Raw genomic sequence first — 23,716 nt, 5'->3', positions numbered from 1 at the left:
ACGCTCACCTTGGCCTGCTGGCGCGCGCCGGGACCATGGACAAAGATCAAGCAGCACTTGGACGGAAGAGACGCACGGAAGGGGCGCGCAGTGCCGCAGGGAGCGCCGGTCTTCCGCACCTGGATGCGGTTCTTCACACCCGGCGCCGTCCACCACCGCCTCGGCCTGGTCTGCCTCGGTGTCGGCCTCCAGTACGGCGCGGTGCCCGCCGTCGGCCCGCGCGTGCTGGACGGTCACGTCGCCGTGGTGATCAGCTCGGGCCGGGGCTGGTACCGGACGCCCGATGGGCGCCGCACCACCGTCACCGCGCCCGCGCTGGTGTGGCTCACACCCGGCGTCCCGCACCACTACGGCCCCGACCCGGACAGCGGCTGGGACGAGGCCTTCGTGACTTTCACCGGGCCCGACACCGCGACCTACACGGAACTCGGCTACATCGAGCCCGAGCGGCCCGTGGTGCCCCTCTCGGACACCACCGGACCCCGTGACGTCATCGCCCGCCTCGCCCGGGCCGCCCGCCAGGGCAACCCCCTCCTGGAGGTCGAGACCGGCGCCGCCGTGCACGAGCTCCTGGTCGCCCTGCGCCGCGCGCGTGCCGACCTCGCGCCGGACGGCGACCCGGTGCTGCACGCGCTGGCCCGGGACGCCTGCACCGGGATGACCGTCGCCGACCACGCGGCCCGGCACGGCATGACCCCGGCCGAGCTGCGCACCGCCGTCCGCCGGGTCGCCGGATGCAGCCCCAAGGACTATCTGATCGGCATCCGGCTCGGTCGCGCCCAGGAACTCCTCGCCACCACCGGACTGTCCGTCGCCGCCGTCGCCCGCCGCGTCGGCTACGACGATCCGGCCTACTTCTCCCGCCTGTTCACCCGCCGGGTCGGGGCGGCCCCCGTGCGCTTCCGCGCCCAGCAGAGCCGGGCCGTGCCCGACGACTGGAACGAGGGCCTTCAGAACGAGGGCCTTCGGGCGGACGGCGAACCGGGTCCGCCGGTGGCCGAACCCGCCCACGGCCCTTAGGGATCGCCCCGCCGCCCCCTTAGGGTTGACGTCCATGACCACCAGCAACACCGGTACCGGTGAAGTCGACCCCGCCGTCCGCGAGGAACTCGGCCGGCTGCGCGACAGCATCGACAACATCGACGCGGCCGTCGTCCACATGCTCGCCGAACGCTTCAAGGCCACCCAGCAGGTCGGCCGCCTCAAGGCGGTCCACCGGCTGCCCCCGGCCGACCCGGCCCGCGAGGCCCGGCAGATCGCCCGGCTGCGCGCCCTCGCCGAGAACGCCAAGCTCGACCCGGCCTTCGCCGAGAAGTTCCTGAACTTCATCATCGCCGAGGTGATCAGGCATCACGAGTCCATCGCCGAGCACACCGTCAACGGCCGGGAGACGGACGGGCACTGACCCGGGCACCCGCCGAACGCCTCGAAGCACGCCCTGAAGAGCGCCCGGCACCGCGGGGGCGCCCCCCCGTGCGGTGACCAGGCGCTCGAACAGGCGCTCCGGGCGCGGGGGCGCGTTCACCAGCGCCGTCGCACCCCCGCTCGCACCCTGGCTCGCGCTTTCGGACCCGACATAAGCCGCGTACCGCCCCCGCCCCTGTGCGTTGCCGGTGTCATCGGGCAGCATGGCCCGCATGTCCGTACTGACTCGCGACGAAGCGCAGAGCCGCGCCGAGCTCCTCGACGTCCACCGCTACACGATCGACCTCGACCTGACCACCGGGGACGAGACCTTCGACTCCCGTACCGTGATCAGGTTCACGGCCCGATCCGACGGCGACACCTTCGTCGAGCTGAAGCCCGCCGCCCTGCGGGCCGTCACCCTGGACGGACAGCCCCTCGACCCCGAGACGCTGGAGCAGGACCGGCTGCCCCTGAAGGACCTCACCGCGGGCGAGCACGAGCTGCGCATCGACGCCACCATGCGCTACTCGCGCACCGGCGAGGGCATGCACCGCTTCACCGACCCCACGGACGACGCGACGTACGTCTACACCCAGCTGTTCATGGACGACGTGCAGCGCGTCTTCGCGGCCTTCGACCAGCCCGACCTGAAGGCCGTCTTCGAGCTGTCCGTGACCGCCCCCGAGGGCTGGACGGTGCTCGCCAACGGCATCACCGAGGACCTCGGCGAGGGCCGCTGGCGGGCCGCCGCCACCCCGCTGATCTCCACCTACCTGGTCGCCGTCGCGGCCGGCCCCTGGCACTCGGTGCGCACCGAGCACCGCGGCCTGCCCTTCGGCATCCACTGCCGCCGCTCGCTGGCCCCGCACCTCGACGCCGACGCCGAGGAGATCCTCGACATCACGCGCGCGTGCTACGACCGCTACCACGAGAAGTTCGAGGAGCCCTACCCCTTCGACTCCTACGACCAGGCGTTCGTCCCCGAGTTCAACGCCGGCGCCATGGAGAACCCCGGCCTGGTCACCTTCCGCGACGAGTTCGTCTACCGCTCCGCCGTCACCGACACCGAGCGGCAGACCCGCGCGATGGTCATCGCCCACGAGATGGCCCACATGTGGTTCGGCGACCTCGTCACCCTCCGCTGGTGGGACGACATCTGGCTGAACGAGTCCTTCGCCGAGTACATGGGCTACCAGACCCTCACCGAGGCCACCCGCTTCACGGACACCTGGGTCGACTTCGGGGTGTCCCGCAAGGCCTGGGGCTACGACGCCGACCAGCGCCCCTCCACCCACCCGGTCGCCCCCGAGGCGGTCGACGACACCGCCGCCGCCCTGCTCAACTTCGACGGCATCTCCTACGCCAAGGGCGCCTCCGCGCTGCGTCAGCTGGTCGCCTGGATGGGCGAGAAGGACTTCCTGGCCGGCATCAACATCCACTTCCAGCGGCACCGGTTCGGCAACGCCACCCTCGCCGACTTCATCGACTCCCTCGCCGCCGCCACCGAACGCGACGTGCACGCCTGGGCCGACGCCTGGCTGCGCACCACCGGCGTCGACACCCTCACCCCGGTCCTGGCCACCGCCGCCGACGGCACCCGCACCCTCACCGTCCAGCGCACCGGCAGCCGCCCGCACCGCGTCTGCGTCGGCGTCTACGACCAGGACCTCGCCGACGAGGGCCGGTTCACCCTGCGCGAGCGCATCGACCTCGACATCCCGCAGACGGCTCCCCAGGTCCTCGGCAAGCGCCCCGCCCTGCTGGTGCTCAACGACGGCGACCTGACCTACGCCAAGGTCCGCTTCGACGCCGAGTCCGCCGCGTCCGTCCGGGCCAACCTGTCGGGCGTGCCCGACGCGCTCACCCGCGCGGTGGTGTGGAACGCCCTGCGGGTCGCCGTCCGCGACGGGGAACTCCCGCCCGCCGCCTACCTGGAGACCGCCCGCGCCCACCTTCCGCACGAGAGCGACCTCGCCCTCGTCCAGGGTGTGCTGGCCTTCACCGCGGTCCACGTCGTCGACCGGTACCTCAGGCCCGAGGACCGCCCGGCCGCCCTCGCCACGGTCTCCGCCCTGTGCCGCGACTTCATCCGGCGCACCGAGGACGGCGACAACCCGGGGCTGCGCCTGATCGCCGTACGGCACTTCATCCGGGCCGCCGCCCATCCCGACACCATCGCCGCCTGGCTGGCCGAGGACACCGTGCCCGGCGGGCCCGAGCTCGACCCCGAACTGCGCTGGCGCATCATGAGCCGGCTCGCCGTCCTCGGCGCCGTCGACGAGGACGGGATCGCCGCCGAACTGGAGCGCGACCCGAGCGCCAGCGGCCAGGAGGGCGCCGCCCGCTGCCGGGCCGCGCTGCCCGACCCCGAGGCCAAGCGCACCGCCTGGCAGGCCATGTTCGGCGGCGACGACCTGTCCAACTACCTGTTCGCGGCCACCGCCCAGGGTTTCTGGCACCCCGAACAGGCCGACCTGGTCCGGGAGTACGTACCGCGCTACTACCAGGACGCGGTCGCCGTGGCCGCCCGGCGCGGCCCCGCCATCGCCACGGCCGTCGGCCGCGACGCCTTCCCCGCCCACGCCGTCGACGCCGAGAACCTGGCCCTCGGCGGGGCCTGCCTGGCCGACGCCGACCCGGTCACGGCCCTGCGCCGCCGCCTGACCGACGAACTGGACGACCTGGAAAGGGCGCTGCGGGTCCGCGAGGCGTAGGACCGCGGACCTACGACGACACGGGCGCGGCTGGTCCCCGATGACGATGCGGGGACCGGCCGCCGCTCCTAGGCTCGGTGCCGGACAAGCGCCGAAGACCCAGGGAGAGATCCGTGATCGTAGTCACCGGTGCCACCGGCAACGTCGGCCGTGCCCTCGTCGCACGTCTCGTCGCCGACGGACAGGCCGTGCGGGCGCTCACCCGCGCCCCGGAGACCGCCGGCCTGCCCGACAAGGCCGAGGTGGTCAGGTTCCGGCCGCAGGACCTGGCCCCGCTGTTCGCCGGGGCGAGCAAGGTCTTCCTGTACGTCCAGGGGGCCGGCGGGCGGCTGCCCGAACTCCTGGCCGCGGCCCGTACGGCCGGGGTGCGCCATGTCGTCCTGCTCTCCTCCGGGATCATCCAGGAGGGCGCCGACGAGACCCACCCCATCCACGTCATGCACGCCACGGCCGAACGGCAGATCCGCGACAGCGGGCTCGCCTGGACGTTCCTGCGCCCCAACGCGTTCGCCGCCAACGCCCTCCAGTGGGCGCCCCAGATCCGCGCCGGCGACACCGTCCGCGGTGTCTTCGCCGGCATGCTCACCGCGCCCATCCACGAGGACGACATCGCCGCGGTCGCCGAACGCGCGCTCCTGGACGGCGGTCACGAGGGCGCCGTCCACCGCCTCACCGGTCCCGCCGCCACCACCAACACCGACCAGATCGCGGCGATCGGGCGGGCCGTCGGCCGCGAACTGACCTTCGTCGAGGTGCCGCCCGAGGAGGCCGCCCCGCTGCTCTTCCCGCAGAGCCCGCCCGAGCTGGTCCAGGGCCTGCTGAAGAGCTTCGCGGCCACCGTCGGCGTCCCGCCGGAGATCACCGCCACGGTCGAGGAGGTCACCGGCAGCCCGGCCCGCGCCTTCGAGCAGTGGGCCGCCGACCACGCGGCCGACTTCCGCCCCTGACGTTCCCGGCCGGGGTCCTCAGCGCGCGGCCGGCCGCAGCTCCGCCCGGCGCACCGCGCCCTCCCGCGGCCCCGCGCGCCGGTTGCCCGCCTCGGCCGCCGCGGGCGTCCGCGCGCCCAGCGTGAAGCCCAGGCGCTCCAGGAAACGCTCCCCGGAGCGCCAGCCCGGCGGCACCGACGCCGTCACCAGGGACACCTCCCCGGCGTGCGCGAGCAGCGACTCGGCCAGCGCCCGCCCCAGGCCCCGGCCCCGCGCCCAGGGCGCCAGCAGGAACAGCCCCACCGCGACCGCGCCCGGCACCGGATGGTTCCGTACCGCGTCCACCAGGCCCGAGACCACCCCGTCCCGCTCCAGGACCAGCAGCACCTTGTCGGCGGGGTCGGCGCCCTCGGGCAGCCCGTAGAAGAGGCTCTGCACGTCGCCCGGCCCCGACGGCAGCCCCGTCGCCGCCACGAACCAGTCCTCGCAGGCCTCGAAGAGGTCCAGCAGCGGCGCCTCGTCCGCGGGCCGCGGCTCCCGCACCAGTACCCGCTCACCGGGCACGTCGATCATCCACGCGTCAACCACGCGACCGACGTTAACCCCGGTCAGCCATGGTCTCAACGCCCGGTCACCGCTTGCTCCGACGCGCCCGGGGCGCACCGCCCCGACAGGTTTTCCCCGCACGGCAGTACCCCCTTTCGGGTTCCGATCGTTGGGCTTTGGGGACGCGCAGCCCCAATCCCGTACAAGCTGGAACTCCCCTGCGGACACACCCTTTCGGCCAGCGCCCCGAGGAGAGCCCATGAGTACGCCGTCCCTCGCATCCGGACCCCTGGGCCCCGACGCCCTGCGGCCTCTGCTGGAGACCGTGCTCGACGCCCTCGGCGAGGGCGGCCGGGCGCGCGGCGGTCCGCTGCCCGCGGGCGGACCGGAGGCGGTGGCCGAGCGGGTGGCGGACGCCGTGGGCGACGTACTCCCGGACGACGGCGACCCCGGCGCCCTGCGCGCCCTGGTGACCGCCCTCGCCGAGGGCGCCGCCGATCCCGCCGACCCGCTGTGCGCGGCGCATCTGCACTGCCCGCCGCTCGCCGTCGCGGCCGCCGCCGACCTCGCCGCGAGTGCCCTCAACCCCTCCCTGGACTCCTGGGACCAGGCCCCGGCCGCCGCCGCCCTGGAAGCCCTGGTCACCCGCACCCTCGCGCACACCATCGGTCTCTCCGACGCCGTGGTCACCACCGGCGGCACCGAGTCCAACCAACTCGCCCTGCTGCTCGCCCGGGAAGCCTCCGGCGGCTCCGTCCGGCTCGTCTGCGGCGCCAACGCCCACCACTCGCTGCCCCGGGCCGCCTGGCTGCTCGGCCTGCCCGACCCCGTCGTGGTCCCCGCCCCGAACGGCACCCTCGACCCGGCCGCCCTCCACGACGCCCTCACCCACCTGCCCCGGCCCCTGCTGGTCGCCGCCACCGCCGGCACCACCGACGCCGGGCTCATCGACCCGCTCCCCGAGATCGCCGGTCTCTGCGCCGCCCACGGCGCCCGGCTGCACGTCGACGCCGCCTACGGAGGCGGCCTCGCCTTCAGCGACCGCCACCGGGAGAAACTCGCCGGCCTGGAGCGCGCCCACAGCGTCACCCTCGACCTGCACAAACTCGGCTGGCAGCCGGCCGCCGCGGGCCTCCTCGCCGTCTCCCGCCCGGGAGAGCTGGGCGTCCTCCACCACCACGCCGACTACCTCAACGCCGCCGACGACACCGAGGCCGGCTACCCCGACCTGCTCGGCCGCTCCCTGCGCACCACCCGGCGCCCCGACGTCCTCAAGATCGCGGTCACCCTCAAGGCCCTGGGCCGCACCGGACTCGGCGCGCTGGTCGACCAGGTGTGCGCACTGGCGCGGGAGTTCGCCGCCCTGGTCCGCGAGCACCCCGGCTTCGAGCTCTTCGACCGGCCGGACATCAGCACGGTGCTGTTCCGCCCCACCGGAGCCACCGACGACGACGTCGCCGGCGTGCGGCGCATGCTGCTGCTCGACGGCCGGGCGGTACTCGGCCGGGCCCGGCTCGACGGCCGGCTCTGGTTCAAGGCCACCCTCCTCAATCCCCACACCCGGCCGGACGAACTGGCCCTCCTCCTGAAACTCGTGGAAGGAACGACGCCCCGATGAGACCGACGCCCAACCCCCCACACCACGAGCCCGAAGCACCCCGCGACCTGGTCGGCATCGGCATCGGACCGTTCAACCTCTCCCTTGCCGCACTCGCCCACCCACTCCCCGAACTCGACGCCGTCTTCTACGAACAGCGCCCGCATTTCGCCTGGCACCCCCGGCTGCTGATCGACGGCGCCACCGTCCAGGTCCCCTTCCTCGCCGACCTGGTGACCCTCGCCGACCCCACGAGCCCCTGGTCGTTCCTCAACTACCTCAAGGCCCGCGACCGGCTCTTCCCGTTCTACTTCGCCGAGCGCTTCCACATCCGGCGCGCCGAGTACGACGCCTACTGCCGCTGGGTCGCCGAGAACCTGCCCGGACTGCGCTTCTCCCACCAGGTCGACGCCGTCCGCTGGAACTCCGAACGCGAGCTGTTCGAGGTCGACTTCACCCGGCTCGACGCCGAGGGCGAGGCCGAGTCGCTCGGCCGTACCTTCACGAGGAACGTCGTGCTCGGGGTCGGGACCGTCCCCCACGTTCCCGACCCGCTCAAGCCGCTGGTGGAGTCCGCGGGCATCCCGGTCATCCACGCGGCCGACTACCTCGACCACCGCGAGACCTTCCTCGCCGCCGAGCACGTCACCGTCGTGGGCTGCGGACAGTCCGGCGCCGAGGTCTTCCTGGACCTGCTGCGCCACCGGCCCGCCGGCCGCGAGAAGCTGCACTGGATCGGGCGCGGCGAGGCGTTCGCGCCCATGGAGTACTCCAAGCTCGGCCTGGAGCACTTCACCCCCGACTACACCCGCTACTTCCACGCCCTCGCCGAACCCGTCCGGGACCGGCTCGTCTCCGCCCAGTGGCAGCTGCACAGGGGCATCGACGCCGACACCCTCGCCGCGATCCACGACGAGCTGTACCGCCGCACGCTGCACGGCGGCTGGCCGGAAGCCGTCCTGACCCCCGGCGTCCAGGTCCGCACGGCCGGACGCGTCGCCACCACCAAGGTCGAGCTCCACCTCGAACACGTCCAGCAGGGCCGCCGCTCCCGGCTCACCACCGATGCCGTCGTCCTGGCCACCGGCTACCGCGAACGCCCTCTCGGCCGCCTGCTCGCCGGACTCGACCCGTACCTGCGCCGGGACAACAGCGAACGCCCGCGCGTGGACGAGCGGTTCCGGCTCCTCCTCGACCCGTCGGTGACCGGAGCGGCGTACGTGCAGAACGCCGAACGCCACACCCACGGCGTCGGCGCCCCGGACCTGGGCCTGGCCGCCTGGCGCTCCGCCACCATCCTCAACTCCCTGACCGGCAAGGACCCCTACCCGCTGCCCGCGCGCACGGCCTTCACCAGCTTCGGTCTGGAGCGGCCGGAGGAAAGGGTTCCGGCGCAGCAGCAGCCGAGGCAGCTCACGCCGCTCGTCGACTGAGCACGTCGCCGGCAGACCGCGGGGGCGCCGGTCCGGGGACCGGCGCCCTTCGGGACCGCTCAGAACCCCGGCGTGCCGTCGCGGGCCGGCTTCCAGCTCGCCGACCTGCCGGCGCCCGTCGAACCCCCGGATGCCGAACCGCCGCAACTGCGCGTGAGCGCTCAGGTCGGCGCGCACTTCACGACGGCGTCGCCGGAGCTGTGACCCGTCGGCGATTCCTCGCATTCGACGAAGGCGGGATGCTCATCGGAGCGGACGCGCGCACAATTCAACACTTGTCAATAGGCCTTCACGTAAAGGTTGTTGGGTCGTCATGTACGGCCAATTCTCTACCCGCCGGTAAGGCCTAGGCTCGAACCATGCGCCGAGCAAAGATCGTTTGTACTCTGGGGCCCGCCACCGACTCGTACGACCAGATCAAGGCACTGGTCGAGGCCGGAATGGACGTCGCCCGATTCAACCTCAGCCACGGCGGCTACGCCGAGCACGAGGAGCGCTACCACCGCGTCCGCAAGGCCTCCGACGAGTCCGGTCGCAGTGTCGGGATCCTCGCCGACCTTCAAGGCCCGAAGATCCGGCTCGGCCGTTTCACCGAGGGCCCGGTACTCCTCGAACGCGGTGACGCCTTCGTCATCACGGTGGAGGAGGGCGCCGAGGGCGACCGGCACCAGTGCGGGACGACGCACCGGGGTCTGGCGGGCGACGTCACTCCCGGTGAGCGCGTTCTCGTGGACGACGGCAAGGTCTGCCTGGAGGTCACCCACGTCGACGGCCCCCGCGTGCACACCACGGTGGTCGAGGGCGGCATGGTCTCCGACCACAAGGGCCTCAACCTCCCCGGTGTCGCCGTCTCCGTCCCGGCCCTGTCCGAGAAGGACGAGGCCGATCTGCGGTGGGCGCTGCGCACCGGCTTCGACGTGATCGCGCTGTCCTTCGTGCGCAGCGGCCGGGACATCGAGGACGTCCACCGCATCATGGACGAGGAGTGCCGCCGCCTTCCGGTGATCGCCAAGGTCGAGAAGCCGCAGGCCGTGGAGAACATCGACTCCATCGTGGCCGCCTTCGACGGCATCATGGTCGCCCGCGGCGACCTCGGCGTGGAGATGCCGCTGGAGCAGGTGCCGATCGTCCAGAAGCGCGCGATCAAGCTGGCCAGGCGCAACGCCAAGCCGGTCATCGTCGCCACCCAGATGCTCGACTCCATGATCGAGAACTCGCGGCCCACCCGCGCCGAGGCCTCCGACGTCGCCAACGCGGTCATCGACGGCACGGACGCGGTGATGCTCTCCGGCGAGACCAGCGTCGGCAAGTACGCGATCGAGACCGTGCGCACCATGGCGAAGATCGTCGAGGCGGCCGAGGAGGACATCCTCGCCAAGGGCCTGCCGCCGCTGACCGAGAGCAACAAGCCCCGCACCCAGGGCGGCGCGGTCGCCCGGGCCGCCGCGGAGACGGGCGACTTCCTGAACGCGAAGTTCCTGGTCGCGTTCACCGAGTCGGGGGACACCGTCCGCCGGCTGTCCCGCTACCGCTCCCCGATCCCGCTGCTCGCCTTCACCCCGGAACCGGCCACCCGCTCCCAGCTCAACCTCACCTGGGGCGTGGAGACCTTCCTCGGCCCGCACGTCGACTCGACGGACAAGATGGTCGACCAGGTCGACGAGCTGCTGCTGAAGTACGGGCGCTGTGAGAAGGGCGACGTCGTGGTCATCACGGCGGGCTCCCCGCCCGGCGTCTCCGGCTCCACCAACATGCTCCGGGTGCACCACATCGGCGAGGACGACAGCCCCAGGTGACGCACGAAGGGCCCCTCCGCCAAGCGGGAGGGGCCCTTCGGCCACGCAATAACGCGACCTTGGAATCCAAGCAAAAGTGCCCCGGGTCGGACTCGAACCGACACTGTACGGGTTTTGAATCCGTTGCCTGCTGCCAATTGGGCTACCGGGGCTCGAAGAATCAAAGGTGATCCCCGACCCTCCGCGCGTCCACCATACCGTAGCTAGGTAGGCTCTTGTCAGCAGTACCCCTGCCCTGAACGAGGAGCCCCCGTGACCGCCCCCGAGTCGCCCCAGCCCGTAGACGCGCCCGACGACGACAAGTCGCACGTGCCTCCGCTGACGACCCGAGTCGTCATCGCCGAGGACGAGGCTTTGATCCGGCTGGACCTGAAAGAGATGCTGGAGGAGGAGGGGTACACGGTCGTCGGTGAGGCCGGTGACGGCGAACAGGCCGTCGAGCTGGCCCGCGAGCACCGCCCCGACCTCGTCATCCTCGACGTCAAGATGCCCAAGCTGGACGGCATCTCGGCGGCCGAGAAGATCGCCGAGGAGTCCATCGCCCCGGTCCTGATGCTCACTGCCTTCTCGCAGCGCGACCTGGTGGAGCGGGCCCGGGACGCCGGCGCGATGGCCTACCTGGTCAAGCCGTTCAGCAAGAGCGACGTCGTCCCGGCGATCGAGATGGCCGTCTCCCGCTTCAACGAGCTGCGGCAGCTGGAGAAGGAGGTCGCCGACCTCACCCAGCGCCTGGAGACCCGCAAGCTGGTCGACCGCGCGAAGTCCGTCCTGCAGACCGAGTACGGCCTGACCGAGCCGGCCGCGTTCCGCTGGATCCAGAAGACGTCGATGGACCGCCGCATGTCGATGCAGCAGGTCGCCGAGGCCGTCATCGCGGACAGCGAGGAGAAGAAGTCCGCCAAGGGCTGACCCGCACACACCTGCGAACGCCAAGGCCCGCGCTCCGGAGAAGGGAGCGCGGGCCTCGTCGTATCGAACCCAGGGGGTCAGTCCTCGCCCAGGTACGCCTTCCGCACCGACTCGTCGTGGAGCAGGTCCTGCCCGCTCCCCGACAGCACGATGTTGCCGACCTCCATCACATGCCCCTGGTCGGCCAGCGACAACGCCGCCTGCGCGTTCTGCTCGACCAGCAGAATGGTCGTCCCCTGCGACTTCAGCTCCAGGATCGTCGCCATGATCTTCTGCATCATGATCGGAGACAGACCCATCGACGGCTCGTCCAGCATCAGCAGCTTCGGCTGGGACATCAGCGCGCGCCCCATCGCCAGCATCTGCTGCTCACCGCCCGAGAGGGTGCCCGCGGCCTGCTTGCGCCGCTCGCCCAGGATCGGGAAGAGGTCGTAGGCCCGCTGGATGTCCCTTTCGATGCCCGCCTTGTCCTTGCGGAGGAAGGCACCGAGCTGCAGGTTCTCCGCGATCGTCAGGCGCGGGAAGATGTGCCGGCCCTCGGGGGAGTGGGCGAGCCCGAGCGCGACGATCTTGTGCGCCGGAACCCCGCTGAGCGGCTTGCCGTCGAACACGACCTTCCCCGAGGCCGGCTTGAGCAGACCCGACAGGGTACGCAGGGTCGTCGTCTTGCCGGCGCCGTTGGTGCCGATGAGGGTCACGACCTGACCGGCCTCGACGCTGAACGAGATGCCCTTGACGGCCTCGATCTTGCCGTAGGCGACCCTGAGGTCCTCGACCTCCAGCAGTGCGGTCACTGGGCCTCTCCCTTGGTGGTGCTGTCCGCCTCTGTGCTCCCGGTGTCGGCGGCGCTCTCCGCGTCGGCGCTCTCCGCGTCGGCGGCGGCCTCCGCGGCCTCGACCTCGGCTGCCTCCGCCGTCCCGGGGGCGCCCTCGAAGGGCTCACCCAGGTAGGCGGCGACGACCCGGTCGTCCGCCTGTACGACGTCGGAGGTGCCCTCGACGAGCTTCTCGCCCTGGACGAGGACGGCGACCCGGTCACACAGGTTGAAGATGAAGCGCATGTCGTGCTCGATGACGAGGACGGCGATGCCCTTGTCCCGGATGGCGAAGACCAGTTCCTCGGTGGCCCGGGTCTCCTGCGGGTTCATGCCGGCCGTCGGCTCGTCGAGCAGCAGCAGTCCCGGCTCGCTGGCCAGCGCCCGCGCGATCTCCAGCTTGCGCTGCTCGCCGTAGGGCAGGTTGCGCGCGAGGTGGTCGCGCTTGGCGGCGAGGCCGATGAACTCCAGGAGCTCCATGGCCTTCGCCTCGGACTCCTTCTCGGCCTTGCGGAAGCCGGGACCGCGCAGCAGCGCGGACCACAGGCCCTCCTTGGTCCGCGTGTGGCGGCCCACGAGGACGTTCTCCAGAACGGTCATGTTGGCGAAGAGCCGGATGTTCTGGAAGGTGCGCGCGATGCCGGCCTGGGTCACCATGTGCGGCTTGGGCGGCAGCACCTTGCCCTGGTAGGAGACGGTGCCCTCGGTGGGGACGTACAGGCCGGTGAGGCAGTTGAAGAAGGTGGTCTTGCCGGCGCCGTTCGGGCCGATCAGGCCGACGATCTCGCCGCTGTTGACCGTGAAGTCCACGGACCGGACGGCGGTCAGACCGCCGAACCGCATGGTGACGTCACGGGCTTCGAGTACAGGTGTCGTCATGGTTCCTCACGCCCCTGCCTTGGTGACGGCCGCGTCGTCGCTCAGCGTCTCCTGCGCCGGTACGTCGAGCTGGCCGGTCTCGTGGAACTCCAGCTGGCGGCGGCGGTTGGCGATGATGCCCTCCGGCCGGAACCGCATCAGCAGGATCAGCGCGACGCCGAAGGCGAACAGCTCGTAGTTCTGCAGGAACTGGAGCTTCTCCGGGACCAGGTAGAGCACGCTCGCGCCGAGCAGCGGGCCGCTGACGGTGCCCATGCCGCCGAGGACGACGGCGGCCAGCAGGAAGGCCGAGTTGGGCGGGGCGGCGCCGGCGAACTGGTACGGCTGCGGGTTCACGCTGTAGTTGACGTGCGCCATCACGGTGCCGGCGAGGCCCGCGAGGGAGGCGCCCAGGGCGAAGGCGATCAGCTTGACGCGGAAGCCGTTGATGCCCATGGCGGTGGCGGCGGTCTCGTCCTCGCGGATGGCGATCCAGGAGCGGCCGATACGGGAGTCGGCGGCGCGGGTGAAGACGAGCACGACGATCGCCGTGACGATGAGCATCAGGAACAGGTAGTTGGCGAACCGGCCCAGGCTGTGCCCGAGGACGTCGTGCGAGTCGCCCAGGTTGAACCCGAAGATGTTCAGGTCCGGGATCTGGGTGATGCCGTTGGGGCCGCGGGTGATGTTCGGCCCGGAGGTGCCGTCGAGGTTGTTGACGGTGATACGGAAGATCTCACCGAAGCCGAGCGTGACGATGGCCAGGTAGTCGCCGCGCAGCCGCAGGGTCGGCGCGCCGATCAGCACACCGAAGACCAGCGAGGCGGCCATGCCGGTGAGGGCGGCGGCCCAGAACGGGAAGTGCACACCGGAGAACCGGGAGTACTCCGAGCCGGAGACCAGGGCGGCCGCGTAGGCGCCGACGCCGAGGAACGCGACGTAACCGAGGTCGAGCAGACCGGTGAGGCCGACAACGATGTTCAGGCCGAGGGCGACGGTGGCGAAGATCAGGATGTTCACGCCGACGTTGGCGTTGTGGTCGTCGTTCTGGGTGAAGGGGAAGACCACGGCCGCGACGAAGGCGAGCGCCGAGGCGAACCCCTTGTGGTGCGCCGCGGTGGTCGCGAAGCGGTCGACCAGACCGGTGTGCATCAGGCCCCAGGCGGCGAAGACGAGCAGCAGCAGGTAGCCGATGAAGGTCTCGCTGGCGTCGTTGTCGATGCCGATGCCGTAGGTGAAGGCCAGCAGGGCGAGCGCGACGCCGACCGTGATGATGACGCGCTCGGTGAGCGCCGACACCTTGGTGGGAGCGGGCAGCTGGGGCTTGGTCAGGTAGCCGCGGATGCCGGTGCCGGGGGCCGGGTGGGGCAGCGCGAGGGCGCCGGCGACGGGCAGCGCGGAGGCCGCCATCGCCACGTACGCGCCCGGGTCGAGGTTGACCAGGCCGCCGAGGTCGACGGCGATGGCGATGCCGGTGAACCAGCAGACGGCGAACGCCGACAGGGCCGTCAGGAAGACCGGGGAGGTGGCGTCCGCCGGGTTCAGCCAGCGCAGCCACTTGACGTCCCACAGGGTCAGCCCGAACAGCAGGGTGAGGACGCCGCCCACGAGGGCGAGGATCTGCAGGCCGGCCGGGTAGCCGTAGACCGTCAGGTCGCCGGGGAAGTCGGACGTCCAGGTCCAGCTGAGGAAGGCGCTCGCGATGGTGCCCACGGCGCCCACGACGACGAGCAGCCGGGCGAGGGACAGGGGCAGCGGGACCGGTCCGCGCTCCGTCGCCGCCGGGGAGATGGTGGTGGTGTCGGTCATGCTGCTCACGCCCTGTCCGCGACGCGTTCGCCGAGCAGACCCTGTGGTCTGAAGAGGAGTACGAGGATCAGCAGGACGAAGGCCCACACGGAGGCCCAGCCGCCACCGCCGAGCTGCTGCATGCCGGGGATGTTGGCGATGTAGGCGGTGGCCATGGCCTCGGCGATACCGAGGACGAGGCCGCCGAGCATGGCGCCGTAGATGTTGCCGATGCCGCCGAGGACGGCCGCGGTGAACGCCTTCAGACCGGCGATGAAGCCCATGTCGTAGGAGACGGAGCCGTACTTGAGGCCGTAGGAGACACCGGCGACGGCCGCGAAGAAGCCGCCGATCGCGAAGGCGACGACGATGATGCGGTTGGTGTCGATGCCCATCAGCTGGGCGGTGTCCGGGTCCTGGGCGGTGGCCTGCATGGCGCGGCCGGTGCGGGAGAGCCGGACGAACAGGGCGAGGATCGCCATGCACAGCGGGGCGGCGATGATCAGGAAGATGTCACCGCTCTGCACGGTCACCGAGCCGATGTGCAGCGGGCCGAACGGCAGTTGCGGGAAGACCCGGGCGGTCTTGGCGTCGCCGTCGACGTGGTACCAGTTGAAGACCGCCTGCTGCAGCGCGAGCGACAGGCCGATCGCGGTGATCAGCGGCGCGAGGCGTGGTGCGCCGCGCAGTGGCCGGTAGGCGAAGCGTTCGGCGCCGACGGCGATGAGAACGGCGACCAGGGCGCCGCCGATGAGCATCGCGGGCAGGGCTACCCACATGGATATGCCGTCCGGCAGGAGAAGGTAGACCGTGAGGGCGCCGAAGCCTCCGGTCATGAAGATCTCGCCATGGGCGAAGTTGATGAGCTGGACGATGCCGTACACCATCGTGTAGCCGATGGCGATCAGACCGTACATCGAGCCGAGGAACAGCCCGTTGGCCAGCTGCTGCGGCAGGGTGTTCACCGCATGGCCTCCATGTTGTGGGGAGAGTCAGGGGGGGCGTAGAAGGCGGGCCGCGCGGTGACGGTTGGTCTGTGCCGCGCGGCCCTGGTGGTGCGATGTGTGGTGGCCGGTTACTTCGGGGTGGCCACGCCGCTCTTGACGGACTTCCACGCTCCGCTGACGACCTGGTAGACGGTCAGCTGCTTGTTCGTGGTGTCGCCGTACTGGTCGAACGAGATCTTGCCGGAGATGCCGTCGAAGGAGGTGTTCTGGACGGCGCTGACGATCTGGGAGCGGGCGTCGGTGGGGATCTTGCCGTCCTTCACGACGGTGCCGACGGCCTTGATGATCGCGGTGGTGGCGTCGTAGGAGTACGAGCCGTAGGTGCCGTAGTCACCGGGGTACTTCTTGGCCTTGTAGGTGGCCACGAAGTCCTTGGCGGCGGGCAGGGTGTCGACCGGGACGCCGATCGAGGTCACCAGGTCGCCCTCGGCGGCCTTGCCGGCCGTCTTGATGTAGGTCGGGGTGAACATGCCGTCGCCGCCGAGCAGCGGGATGTTGGCGCCCGCGGCCTTGAGCTGCTTGGTCAGCACCTCGGACTCGTCGTACTGGCCGCCGTAGTAGAGGATGTCGGCGCCCGAGCTCTTGATCTTGGTGACCAGGGTGGAGAAGTCACGGTCGCCGGTGTTGACGTGGTCGGTGCCGATGACCTTGCCGCCCTGCTTGGCGAACTGCTCCGAGAAGATCTTCGACAGACCCGCACCGTAGGTCTGCTTGTCGTCGACGACGAAGGCCTTCTTCTTCTTGGCGACGTTGTAGGCGTAGTCCGCCGCGTAGGCGCCCTGCAGGGCGTCGGTGGTCGCGGTGCGGAAGTACGTCTTGAACGGGCGGGACGGGCTGGTCTGCCAGTTCTTGCCCATGGTCAGCTCGGGGTTGGTGTTGGACGGCGAGATCTCCACCAGGTTGGCGGTGGCGAAGACCTGCTGCATCTGCGTGGCCACACCGGAGTTGAGCGGGCCGACGACGCCGAGCACGGTCTTGTCGGAGACGAGCTGGGTGGCGTTCTGCTGGCCGGTGGCCGGAATCGCCTTGTCGTCCAGCGCCTTGATCTTGAAGGTGACGCCCGGGACGGTCTTGTTCTTGTTGGCGTCGTCGACGGCGATCTGGGCGCCGTACTGGATGCCGAGACCCGTGGCGGAGTTCTGGCCGGTCAGCGGGGCATCGACGCCGATCGTGACCGTCACGTTGCCGCTGTCGCCGCCCTTGCTGCCGCTGTCGCGGGAGCCGCAGGCCGTGAGGGTCAGGGCTCCGGTGGTCAACACCGAGGTAAGAATCACCAGAGAACGCGTTCGCACAATCGATCCTTTCCGCGGGCAGCACGCCTCCCTCGCAGGGACGACGAGTGCCGCGCCGCTACCGAACTCCCCATGGAGCGGTGACTGGCCGTGACTCTAAGCGCGGGTGAGGAACCGGGAGGAGTGCTTGTCCAAGGCTGTGACGCTCTTGTTATGACACGAGGTAATGCAGAGCGGTACAGCGTGGGGGGGAAAGCAGGAATTCGGCCCGATTCGCCCCGTCCGCATTCTGAGAACCTGCAGGACCCGGCGTGGTCCGTTCAGGTGTCTCGGCGGTTTTGGACATTACGCGAGACCGTTGCTGTGGGCGACTTCCGAGGCGGGCGAGAGACGCGGCGTGCCCCGGGAACTGGGGCTGAAACAGCAAATGCAGATTACACGCGTATTACGTAGAGTTACGCCTAAGAAAGAAAGTCAAGCCTTTGGGGGTTTTTCGCATTTCCCGGCGGGGCGGCGCGGGGTGCGCCGGAGGCGCGGAGGTGCCGCGCGACGTCCTCCTGCCGGGCGGGGCGAAGGCCTCGGCCGGTGGTACCGAGGCCTTCGCCCCGCCCGGGCGCCGGTCAGGCGCCGGCGCCCTGGAGGTGGGCCCCGTCGACCGGGCGCGCGTCACGCAGCAGGCAGGTCAGGCGGGCGCTGCACACCCGCCGGCCCTCCTCGTCGCTGATCACGATCTCGTACGTCGCCGTCGAGCGCCCCCGGTGGACGGGGGTGGCCACGCCGGTGACCAGGCCGGAGCGGGCCCCGCGGTGATGCGTGCAGTTCAGGTCGACACCGACCGCGATCTTCGAACTGCCGCCGTGCAGCATCGAACCGACCGAACCCAGGGTCTCCGCCAGCACCGCGCTGGCACCGCCGTGCAGCAGCCCGTACGGCTGCGTGTTGCCCTCCACCGGCATGGTGCCGACGACCCGGTCCGCCGAGGCCTCCACGATCTGCACGCCCATGCGGTTGCCGAGGTGGCCCGCCGAGAACAGGGCCTGCAGGTCGACGCCGAGCGAGGCGTACTCGTCGATGACCTCCTGCGGGAACTTCACGTGCTGCTGCTCGCCCATGGGCCGGCTCCGTTCGTCATGCGGCTGTCTCCTCGCTGAGCAAACGCTCAGTAGGCCGCCGATTCTTCCAGACGCGATGAGCGGGCGCTCAGGCGGTGGCCGTGCGTTCCGGCACCCCGGTCTCCAGACGGATCACCACGGACTTGCTGGCGGGGGTGTTGCTGGTGTCCGCCGTCGCGTCGAGCGGCACCAGCACATTGGTCTCCGGGTAGTACGCGGCCGCGCAGCCCCGGGCGGTCGGGTAGTACACCACCCGGAAGCCCGGCGCCCGCCGCTCCACGGCGTCCTTCCACTCACTGACCAGGTCCACGTAGGACCCGTCGGCCACGCCGAGCAGCCGGGCGTCCTCCGGGTTCACCAGGACCACCCGGCGGCCGTTCGTGATGCCCCGGTAGCGGTCGTCCAGGCCGTAGATGGTGGTGTTGTACTGGTCGTGCGAGCGCAGCGTCTGCAACAGCAGCCGGCCCTCGGGCAGTCGGGGGTACTCGACCGGGGCCGCCGTGAAGTTCGCCTTGCCGGTGGCCGTCGGGAAGCGGCGCTCGTCGCGCGGAGCGTGCGGGAGAGCGAAACCGCCCGGCCGCGCCACGCGCGCGTTGAAGTCGTCGAAACCGGGGATCACGCGCGCGATGCGGTCCCGGACGGTCGCGTAGTCCTTCTCGAACTCCTCCCACGGCGTACGGCTGTTCTCGCCGAGCACCCGGCGAGCCAGCCGGCACACGATCGCCGGCTCCGACAGCAGGTGCGGGCTCGCGGGCTCCAGACGGCCGCGTGAGGCGTGCACCATGCCCATGGAGTCCTCGACGGTGACGAACTGCTCGCCACTGCCCTGGAGATCGCGCTCGGTCCGGCCGAGCGTCGGCAGGATCAGCGCCCGCGCGCCCGTGACGACGTGCGAGCGGTTGAGCTTCGTGGACACGTGCACGGTCAGCCGGGCCCGGCGCACGGCCGCCTCGGTGACCTCCGTGTCGGGGGTGGCGGCGACGAAGTTGCCGCCCATCGCGAAGAAGACCTTCGCCTGGCCGTCACGCAGCGCGCGGATGGCGCGGACGACGTCGAAGCCGTGCTCGCGCGGGGGCGCGAAACCGAACTCCTTCTCCAGGGCGTCCAGGAAGGCGGGGGCCGGCCGCTCGAAGATGCCCATCGTGCGGTCGCCCTGCACGTTCGAATGGCCGCGCACCGGACAGACGCCCGCGCCGGTGCGGCCGATGTTGCCGCGCAGCAGCAGGAAGTTGACGATCTCACGGATGGTCGGCACCGAGTGCTTGTGCTGGGTGAGCCCCATCGCCCAGCAGACGATGGTGCGCCGAGAGGCGAGCACCATGCGCAGCGCCTCCTCGATCTCCGCGCGGGTGAGGCCGGTGGCGGTGAGCGTCTCCTGCCAGTCGGCGGCGCGGGCGGCCGCCGCGAACTCCTCGTACCCGTGGGTGTGCTCGCGCACGAACTCCTCGTCGACCGCGCCCTCGGTCTCCACGACGAGCTTGTTGAGCAGCCGGAACAGAGCCTGGTCGCCGCCGATGCGGATCTGCAGGAACAGGTCGGTGAGAGCGGCGCCCTTGAGCATGCCCTGGGGGGTCTGCGGGTTCTTGAACCGCTCCAGGCCGGCTTCCGGGAGCGGATTGACACTGATGATCCTCGCGCCGTTGGCCTTGGCCTTCTCCAGGGCGGAGAGCATCCGGGGATGGTTGGTGCCCGGGTTCTGCCCGGCGACGATGATCAGGTCGGCCTTGTACAGGTCCTCCAGCAGGACGCTGCCCTTGCCGATGCCGATCGTCTCGCTCAGCGCCGAGCCCGAGGACTCGTGGCACATGTTGGAGCAGTCCGGCAGGTTGTTGGTGCCCAGCTCGCGCGCGAAGAGCTGGTACAGGAACGCGGCCTCGTTGCTGGTCCGGCCCGAGGTGTAGAAGACCGCCTCGTCGGGGGAGGAGAGGGCCGCGATCTCCTCGCCGATGATGTCGAAGGCGCGCTCCCAGCTGACCGGTTCGTAGCGCTCGGCGCCCTCGGCGAGATACATGGGGTGGGTGAGCCGCCCCTGCTGGCCGAGCCAGTAACCGCTGCGACGGTGCAGGTCGGCCACGGGGTGCGCCGCGAAGAACTCGGGCGTCACCCGGCGGAGGGTGGCCTCCTCGGCCACCGCCTTGGCGCCGTTCTCGCAGAACTCGGCCGTGTGCCGGTGCTCGGGCTCCGGCCAGGCGCAGCCGGGGCAGTCGAAGCCGTCCTTCTGGTTGACGCGCAGCAGCGTCAGCGCGGTGCGCTTCACGCCCATCTGCTGCTGGGCGATGCGCAGGGTGTGCCCGACGGCGGGCAGCCCAGCGGCCGCGTGCTTCGGCTCCGCGACCCGCGGCGCGTCCTGGACCGGGTCCCCCTTGGGCGGCTTCGTCGCCATCGCACGTTCTCCCTCTGCACCGGCACCACTGCCATCTGCCTTCGATCCTCGCACGCGCCACCGACAACGATCGAGCACGGGCTGCCCGGCCGAACGGAAACCAAGGGTTGACGGAACCGGTGCGCCACTGTGCCGGCGGCCCCCCTGCTTCCCGCTGCCGCGGCTCTGTGCCGCCGCAACGGCGATCAGCGCCGCCCGGCGGTGCCGGGCTCCGCGTCCCCAGCCGTCGGTCCTCGCTGTCAGTGCGGCGTGGCAGGATCGGGGGCGTGGCAGAGACAGCAGCGAAGCAGACCGACAAGACCCCCGGCGGTACCCGTCCCCGGCTGATGCTCATGGACGGGCACTCGCTGGCCTACCGCGCGTTCTTCGCGCTGCCCGCGGAGAACTTCACGACCGCGACGGGCCAGCCGACGAACGCGATCTACGGCTTCGCGTCGATGCTGGCCAACACCCTGCGTGACGAGGCGCCCACGCACTTCGCGGCGGCGTTCGACGTCTCCCGCAAGACCTGGCGCTCCGAGGAGTTCACCGAGTACAAGGCGAACCGCTCCAAGACCCCGGACGAGTTCAAGGGCCAGGTCGAGCTGATCGGCGAGCTGCTCGACGCCATGCACGCCCACCGCTTCGCCGTCGAGGGCTTCGAGGCCGACGACATCATCGCCACTCTCGCCACCCAGGCCGAGGCCGAGGGCTTCGAGGTCCTGATCGTCACCGGCGACCGCGACTCCTTCCAGCTGGTCACCGAGCACACCACGGTCCTCTACCCGACCAAGGGCGTCTCCGAGCTGACCCGGTTCACCCCGGAGAAGGTCTTCGAGAAGTACGGCTTGACGCCCGCCCAGTACCCCGACTTCGCCGCCCTGCGCGGCGACCCGTCCGACAACCTCCCCGGCATCCCCGGCGTCGGTGAGAAGACCGCCGCGAAGTGGATCAACCAGTTCGGCTCCTTCGCCGAGCTGGTCGAGCGCGTCGACGAGGTGAAGGGCAAGGCCGGCCAGAACCTCCGCGACCACCTGGAGTCGGTCAAGCTCAACCGCCGGCTCACCGAGCTGGAGCGCGGCGTGCGGCTGCCGAAGACGGTCGCCGACCTGGAGCGCGAGCCGTACGACCGCAAGAGCGTCGCGATGATCCTGGACACCCTGGAGATCCGCAACCCGTCGCTGCGCGAGCGGCTCTACGCCGTCGACCCCGGCGCCGACGAGGCCGAGTCCACGCCGGTCACCGAGGCGGGCGTGGAGGTCGACGGGTCCGTCCTCGGCACCGGCGAGCTGGCCGGCTGGCTCGCCGAGCACGGCACCGGGCCGTTGGGCGTCGCCACCGTCGGCACCTGGGCGCTCGGCACCGGCTCCGTCGCCGAGGTCGCGCTGGCCGCGGCCCAGGGAGCGGCGGCCTGGTTCGACCCCGCGGAGCTCGACGAGGCCGACGAGAACGCGTGGGCATCCTGGCTGGCCGACGCCGCCCGGCCCAAGGTCTTCCACAACGCCAAGGGCGCCATGCGGGTCTTCGCCGAGCACGGCTGGACCATCGAGGGCGTCACCATGGACACCGCGCTCGCCGCCTACCTGGTCAAGCCGGGCCGCCGTTCCTTCGACCTGGACGCGCTGTCCACGGAGTACCTGCACCGCGAGCTGGCGCCCGCAGCCGCGGCCGACGGCCAGCTGGCGTTCGGCGCGGACGACGGTGCCGAGGCCGAGGCGCTGATGATCCAGGCCCGCGCGATCCTCGACCTCGGCGAGGCCTTCGACGGCCGGCTCCAGGAGGTCGGCGCGGCGGACCTGCTCCGTGACATGGAGCTGCCCACCTCCGCCCTGCTCGCCCGGATGGAGCGGAACGGCATCGCGGCCGACCGCGCGCACCTCGAAGCGATGGAGCAGATGTTCGCGGGCGCGGTGCAGCAGGCCGTGAAGGAGGCGCACGCGGCGGCCGGCCACGAGTTCAACCTGGGCTCGCCCAAGCAGCTCCAGGAGGTCCTCTTCGGCGAGCTGGCCCTGCCCAGGACGAAGAAGACGAAGACCGGCTACACCACCGACGCCGACGCGCTCGCCTGGCTCGCCGGCCAGACCGACAACGAACTGCCGGTGATCATGCTCCGGCACCGCGAGCAGGCCAAGCTCCGGGTCACGGTCGAGGGCCTGATCAAGACCGTCGCCGCCGACAGCCGTATCCACACCACCTTCAACCAGACCGTCGCCGCGACCGGCCGGCTCTCCTCCACGGACCCGAACCTCCAGAACATCCCGGTCCGTACCGACGAGGGCCGGGCGATCCGCCGGGGCTTCGTCGTCGGCGAGGGCTTCGAGTCGCTGATGACCGCCGACTACAGCCAGATCGAGCTGCGCGTGATGGCCCACCTCTCCGAGGACGAGGGCCTGATCGAGGCGTTCACCTCCGGGGAGGACCTGCACAACACGGTCGCCTCCCAGGTCTTCGCCGTCGACCGCTCGGCCGTCGACGCGGAGATGCGCCGCAAGATCAAGGCGATGTCGTACGGCCTCGCGTACGGGCTGTCGGCGTTCGGCCTATCCCAGCAGCTGAACATCGACGCGGGCGAGGCCCGGGTCCTGATGGACACGTACTTCGAACGCTTCGGCGGGGTCCGCGACTACCTGCGCCGGGCCGTCGACGAGGCTCGCGCCACCGGCTACACGGCCACGCTCTTCGGCCGCCGCCGCTACCTCCCCGACCTCAACAGCGACAACCGCCAGCGCCGGGAGGCGGCCGAGCGGATGGCCCTCAACGCGCCCATCCAGGGCACGGCGGCGGACATCGTCAAGATCGCCATGCTGAGGGTGGACGGCGCACTGCGCGAGGCGGAGCTGAAGTCCCGCATGCTCCTCCAGGTCCACGACGAAATCGTCCTGGAGATCGCCCCCGGCGAGCGGGACCGCGTCGAATCCCTCCTCCGTGACCAGATGTCCAACGCGGTCCACCTCAGGGCCCCCCTGGACGTCTCGGTGGGCGTCGGCCCGGACTGGGAATCAGCAGCGCACTAGCAGCCGGCGGCCCCAGCCGGCTCAGGACGCGTGCCGTTCCGTGGAGGCCGGCAAGAGCGCGCTTCGAAGAGGCCGACAGAGGGCTCCGCTCCCCGACCCTGGCGAACGGAGCCCTGCTTTCTCTCCCTCTTTCTCTTCTCTGCCGCCCCTCCTTTTCCTCCGCCGCAACGGTGCCCAGTCACGACGGTGGTCTCCGGCGGT

General features: G+C 71.1%; 18 protein-coding genes and 1 tRNA gene. 10 read left to right on the top strand and 9 right to left on the bottom strand.

The annotated features are described in order from the left end of the window. Positions 1 to 123: 123 nt before the first annotated feature. The 4 genes from LQ326_RS27750 (at position 124) to LQ326_RS27735 (ending at position 5,068) form a co-directional block, all read left to right on the top strand. Positions 124 to 1,020, top strand: a complete 897-nt coding sequence (locus LQ326_RS27750; RefSeq protein ID WP_234541424.1) for a helix-turn-helix domain-containing protein — start codon at positions 124 to 126, stop codon at positions 1,018 to 1,020. Between the two features lie 34 nt (positions 1,021 to 1,054). Then, positions 1,055 to 1,405 (top strand): chorismate mutase, encoded by a 351-nt coding sequence (locus LQ326_RS27745; RefSeq protein WP_234541254.1) that lies wholly within the window; start codon positions 1,055 to 1,057, stop codon positions 1,403 to 1,405. Between the two features lie 232 nt (positions 1,406 to 1,637). Beyond that, a complete protein-coding gene (gene pepN, locus LQ326_RS27740) occupies positions 1,638 to 4,121 on the top strand; it encodes an aminopeptidase N (RefSeq protein ID WP_234541252.1) in 2,484 nt (827 codons plus the stop codon). Between the two features lie 113 nt (positions 4,122 to 4,234). Then, entirely contained in the window at positions 4,235 to 5,068 is an 834-nt protein-coding gene (locus tag LQ326_RS27735) for an NAD(P)H-binding protein (protein WP_234541242.1), read from the top strand. An 18-nt stretch (positions 5,069 to 5,086) separates the two neighbouring features. Here LQ326_RS27735 and LQ326_RS27730 read toward each other — a convergent pair whose 3' ends face one another. Beyond that, a complete protein-coding gene (locus LQ326_RS27730; RefSeq protein ID WP_234541229.1) occupies positions 5,087 to 5,635 on the bottom strand; it encodes a GNAT family N-acetyltransferase in 549 nt (182 codons plus the stop codon). A 217-nt stretch (positions 5,636 to 5,852) separates the two neighbouring features. Here LQ326_RS27730 and LQ326_RS27725 point away from each other — a divergent pair, with 217 nt between their 5' ends. The 4 genes from LQ326_RS27725 (at position 5,853) to pyk (ending at position 10,419) form a co-directional block, all read left to right on the top strand. Then, complete coding sequence (locus LQ326_RS27725) at positions 5,853 to 7,211, top strand: pyridoxal phosphate-dependent decarboxylase family protein (protein ID WP_234541227.1); 1,359 nt, start codon at positions 5,853 to 5,855, stop codon at positions 7,209 to 7,211. Further along, a complete protein-coding gene (locus tag LQ326_RS27720; RefSeq protein WP_234541225.1) occupies positions 7,208 to 8,623 on the top strand; it encodes a lysine N(6)-hydroxylase/L-ornithine N(5)-oxygenase family protein in 1,416 nt (471 codons plus the stop codon). Before LQ326_RS27725 ends, LQ326_RS27720 begins: the two co-directional genes overlap by 4 nt. Positions 8,624 to 8,695: 72 nt before the next feature. Beyond that, complete coding sequence (locus LQ326_RS48005; protein ID WP_268207624.1) at positions 8,696 to 8,827, top strand: hypothetical protein; 132 nt, start codon at positions 8,696 to 8,698, stop codon at positions 8,825 to 8,827. Positions 8,828 to 8,982: 155 nt separating this feature from the next. After that, positions 8,983 to 10,419 carry a pyruvate kinase gene (gene pyk, locus LQ326_RS27715; RefSeq protein WP_234541223.1) on the top strand — a complete coding sequence of 479 codons (1,437 nt, stop codon included), beginning with the start codon at positions 8,983 to 8,985 and terminating at the stop codon, positions 10,417 to 10,419. 77 nt (positions 10,420 to 10,496) lie between these two features. On the opposite strand, the gene LQ326_RS27710 is transcribed toward pyk, so the two are convergent. After that, positions 10,497 to 10,571 (bottom strand) — tRNA-Leu (locus LQ326_RS27710). Positions 10,572 to 10,671: 100 nt separating this feature from the next. On the opposite strand from LQ326_RS27710, the gene LQ326_RS27705 reads away from it, so the two are divergent. Further along, positions 10,672 to 11,328: an ANTAR domain-containing response regulator gene (locus LQ326_RS27705; protein WP_181804927.1), complete on the top strand. Its 657-nt coding sequence runs from the start codon at positions 10,672 to 10,674 to the stop codon at positions 11,326 to 11,328. A gap of 77 nt (positions 11,329 to 11,405) precedes the next feature. On the opposite strand, the gene LQ326_RS27700 is transcribed toward LQ326_RS27705, so the two are convergent. The 7 genes from LQ326_RS27700 to LQ326_RS27670 all read right to left on the bottom strand — a co-directional run bounded on the left by LQ326_RS27700 (position 11,406) and on the right by LQ326_RS27670 (position 20,522). Then, the gene (locus LQ326_RS27700; protein ID WP_234541222.1) at positions 11,406 to 12,122 is read right to left on the bottom strand and encodes an ABC transporter ATP-binding protein; all 717 of its coding nucleotides are present in this window, start codon (positions 12,120 to 12,122) and stop codon (positions 11,406 to 11,408) included. Next, positions 12,119 to 13,021 carry an ABC transporter ATP-binding protein gene (locus tag LQ326_RS27695; protein ID WP_234541220.1) on the bottom strand — a complete coding sequence of 301 codons (903 nt, stop codon included), beginning with the start codon at positions 13,019 to 13,021 and terminating at the stop codon, positions 12,119 to 12,121. Before LQ326_RS27695 ends, LQ326_RS27700 begins: the two co-directional genes overlap by 4 nt. A 6-nt stretch (positions 13,022 to 13,027) precedes the next feature. Next, positions 13,028 to 14,809 carry a branched-chain amino acid ABC transporter permease gene (locus tag LQ326_RS27690; RefSeq protein WP_234541422.1) on the bottom strand — a complete coding sequence of 594 codons (1,782 nt, stop codon included), beginning with the start codon at positions 14,807 to 14,809 and terminating at the stop codon, positions 13,028 to 13,030. A gap of 5 nt (positions 14,810 to 14,814) precedes the next feature. Beyond that, on the bottom strand, positions 14,815 to 15,753 hold the full coding sequence (locus LQ326_RS27685; RefSeq protein ID WP_093504360.1) for a branched-chain amino acid ABC transporter permease: 939 nt from the start codon (positions 15,751 to 15,753) through the stop codon (positions 14,815 to 14,817). A gap of 110 nt (positions 15,754 to 15,863) precedes the next feature. Beyond that, positions 15,864 to 17,072 (bottom strand): branched-chain amino acid ABC transporter substrate-binding protein, encoded by a 1,209-nt coding sequence (locus LQ326_RS27680; RefSeq protein ID WP_234541420.1) that lies wholly within the window; start codon positions 17,070 to 17,072, stop codon positions 15,864 to 15,866. 575 nt (positions 17,073 to 17,647) lie between these two features. Further along, positions 17,648 to 18,139, bottom strand: a complete 492-nt coding sequence (locus LQ326_RS27675) for a PaaI family thioesterase (RefSeq protein ID WP_234541219.1) — start codon at positions 18,137 to 18,139, stop codon at positions 17,648 to 17,650. Between the two features lie 88 nt (positions 18,140 to 18,227). After that, entirely contained in the window at positions 18,228 to 20,522 is a 2,295-nt protein-coding gene (locus LQ326_RS27670) for an FdhF/YdeP family oxidoreductase (RefSeq protein WP_234541208.1), read from the bottom strand. A 266-nt stretch (positions 20,523 to 20,788) separates the two neighbouring features. Between LQ326_RS27670 and polA the strand changes: the two genes are divergently transcribed. After that, entirely contained in the window at positions 20,789 to 23,515 is a 2,727-nt protein-coding gene (gene polA, locus LQ326_RS27665) for a DNA polymerase I (RefSeq protein WP_234541197.1), read from the top strand. The last annotated feature ends 201 nt before the right edge of the window (positions 23,516 to 23,716 follow it).

Origin of the sequence: Streptomyces shenzhenensis (assembly GCF_021462265.1) — a bacterium.
GTDB lineage: Bacteria > Actinomycetota > Actinomycetes > Streptomycetales > Streptomycetaceae > Streptomyces > Streptomyces shenzhenensis.
Note: the sequence above shows the minus strand (reverse complement) of the source record. Positions and strands in the feature narration are given on the sequence as shown.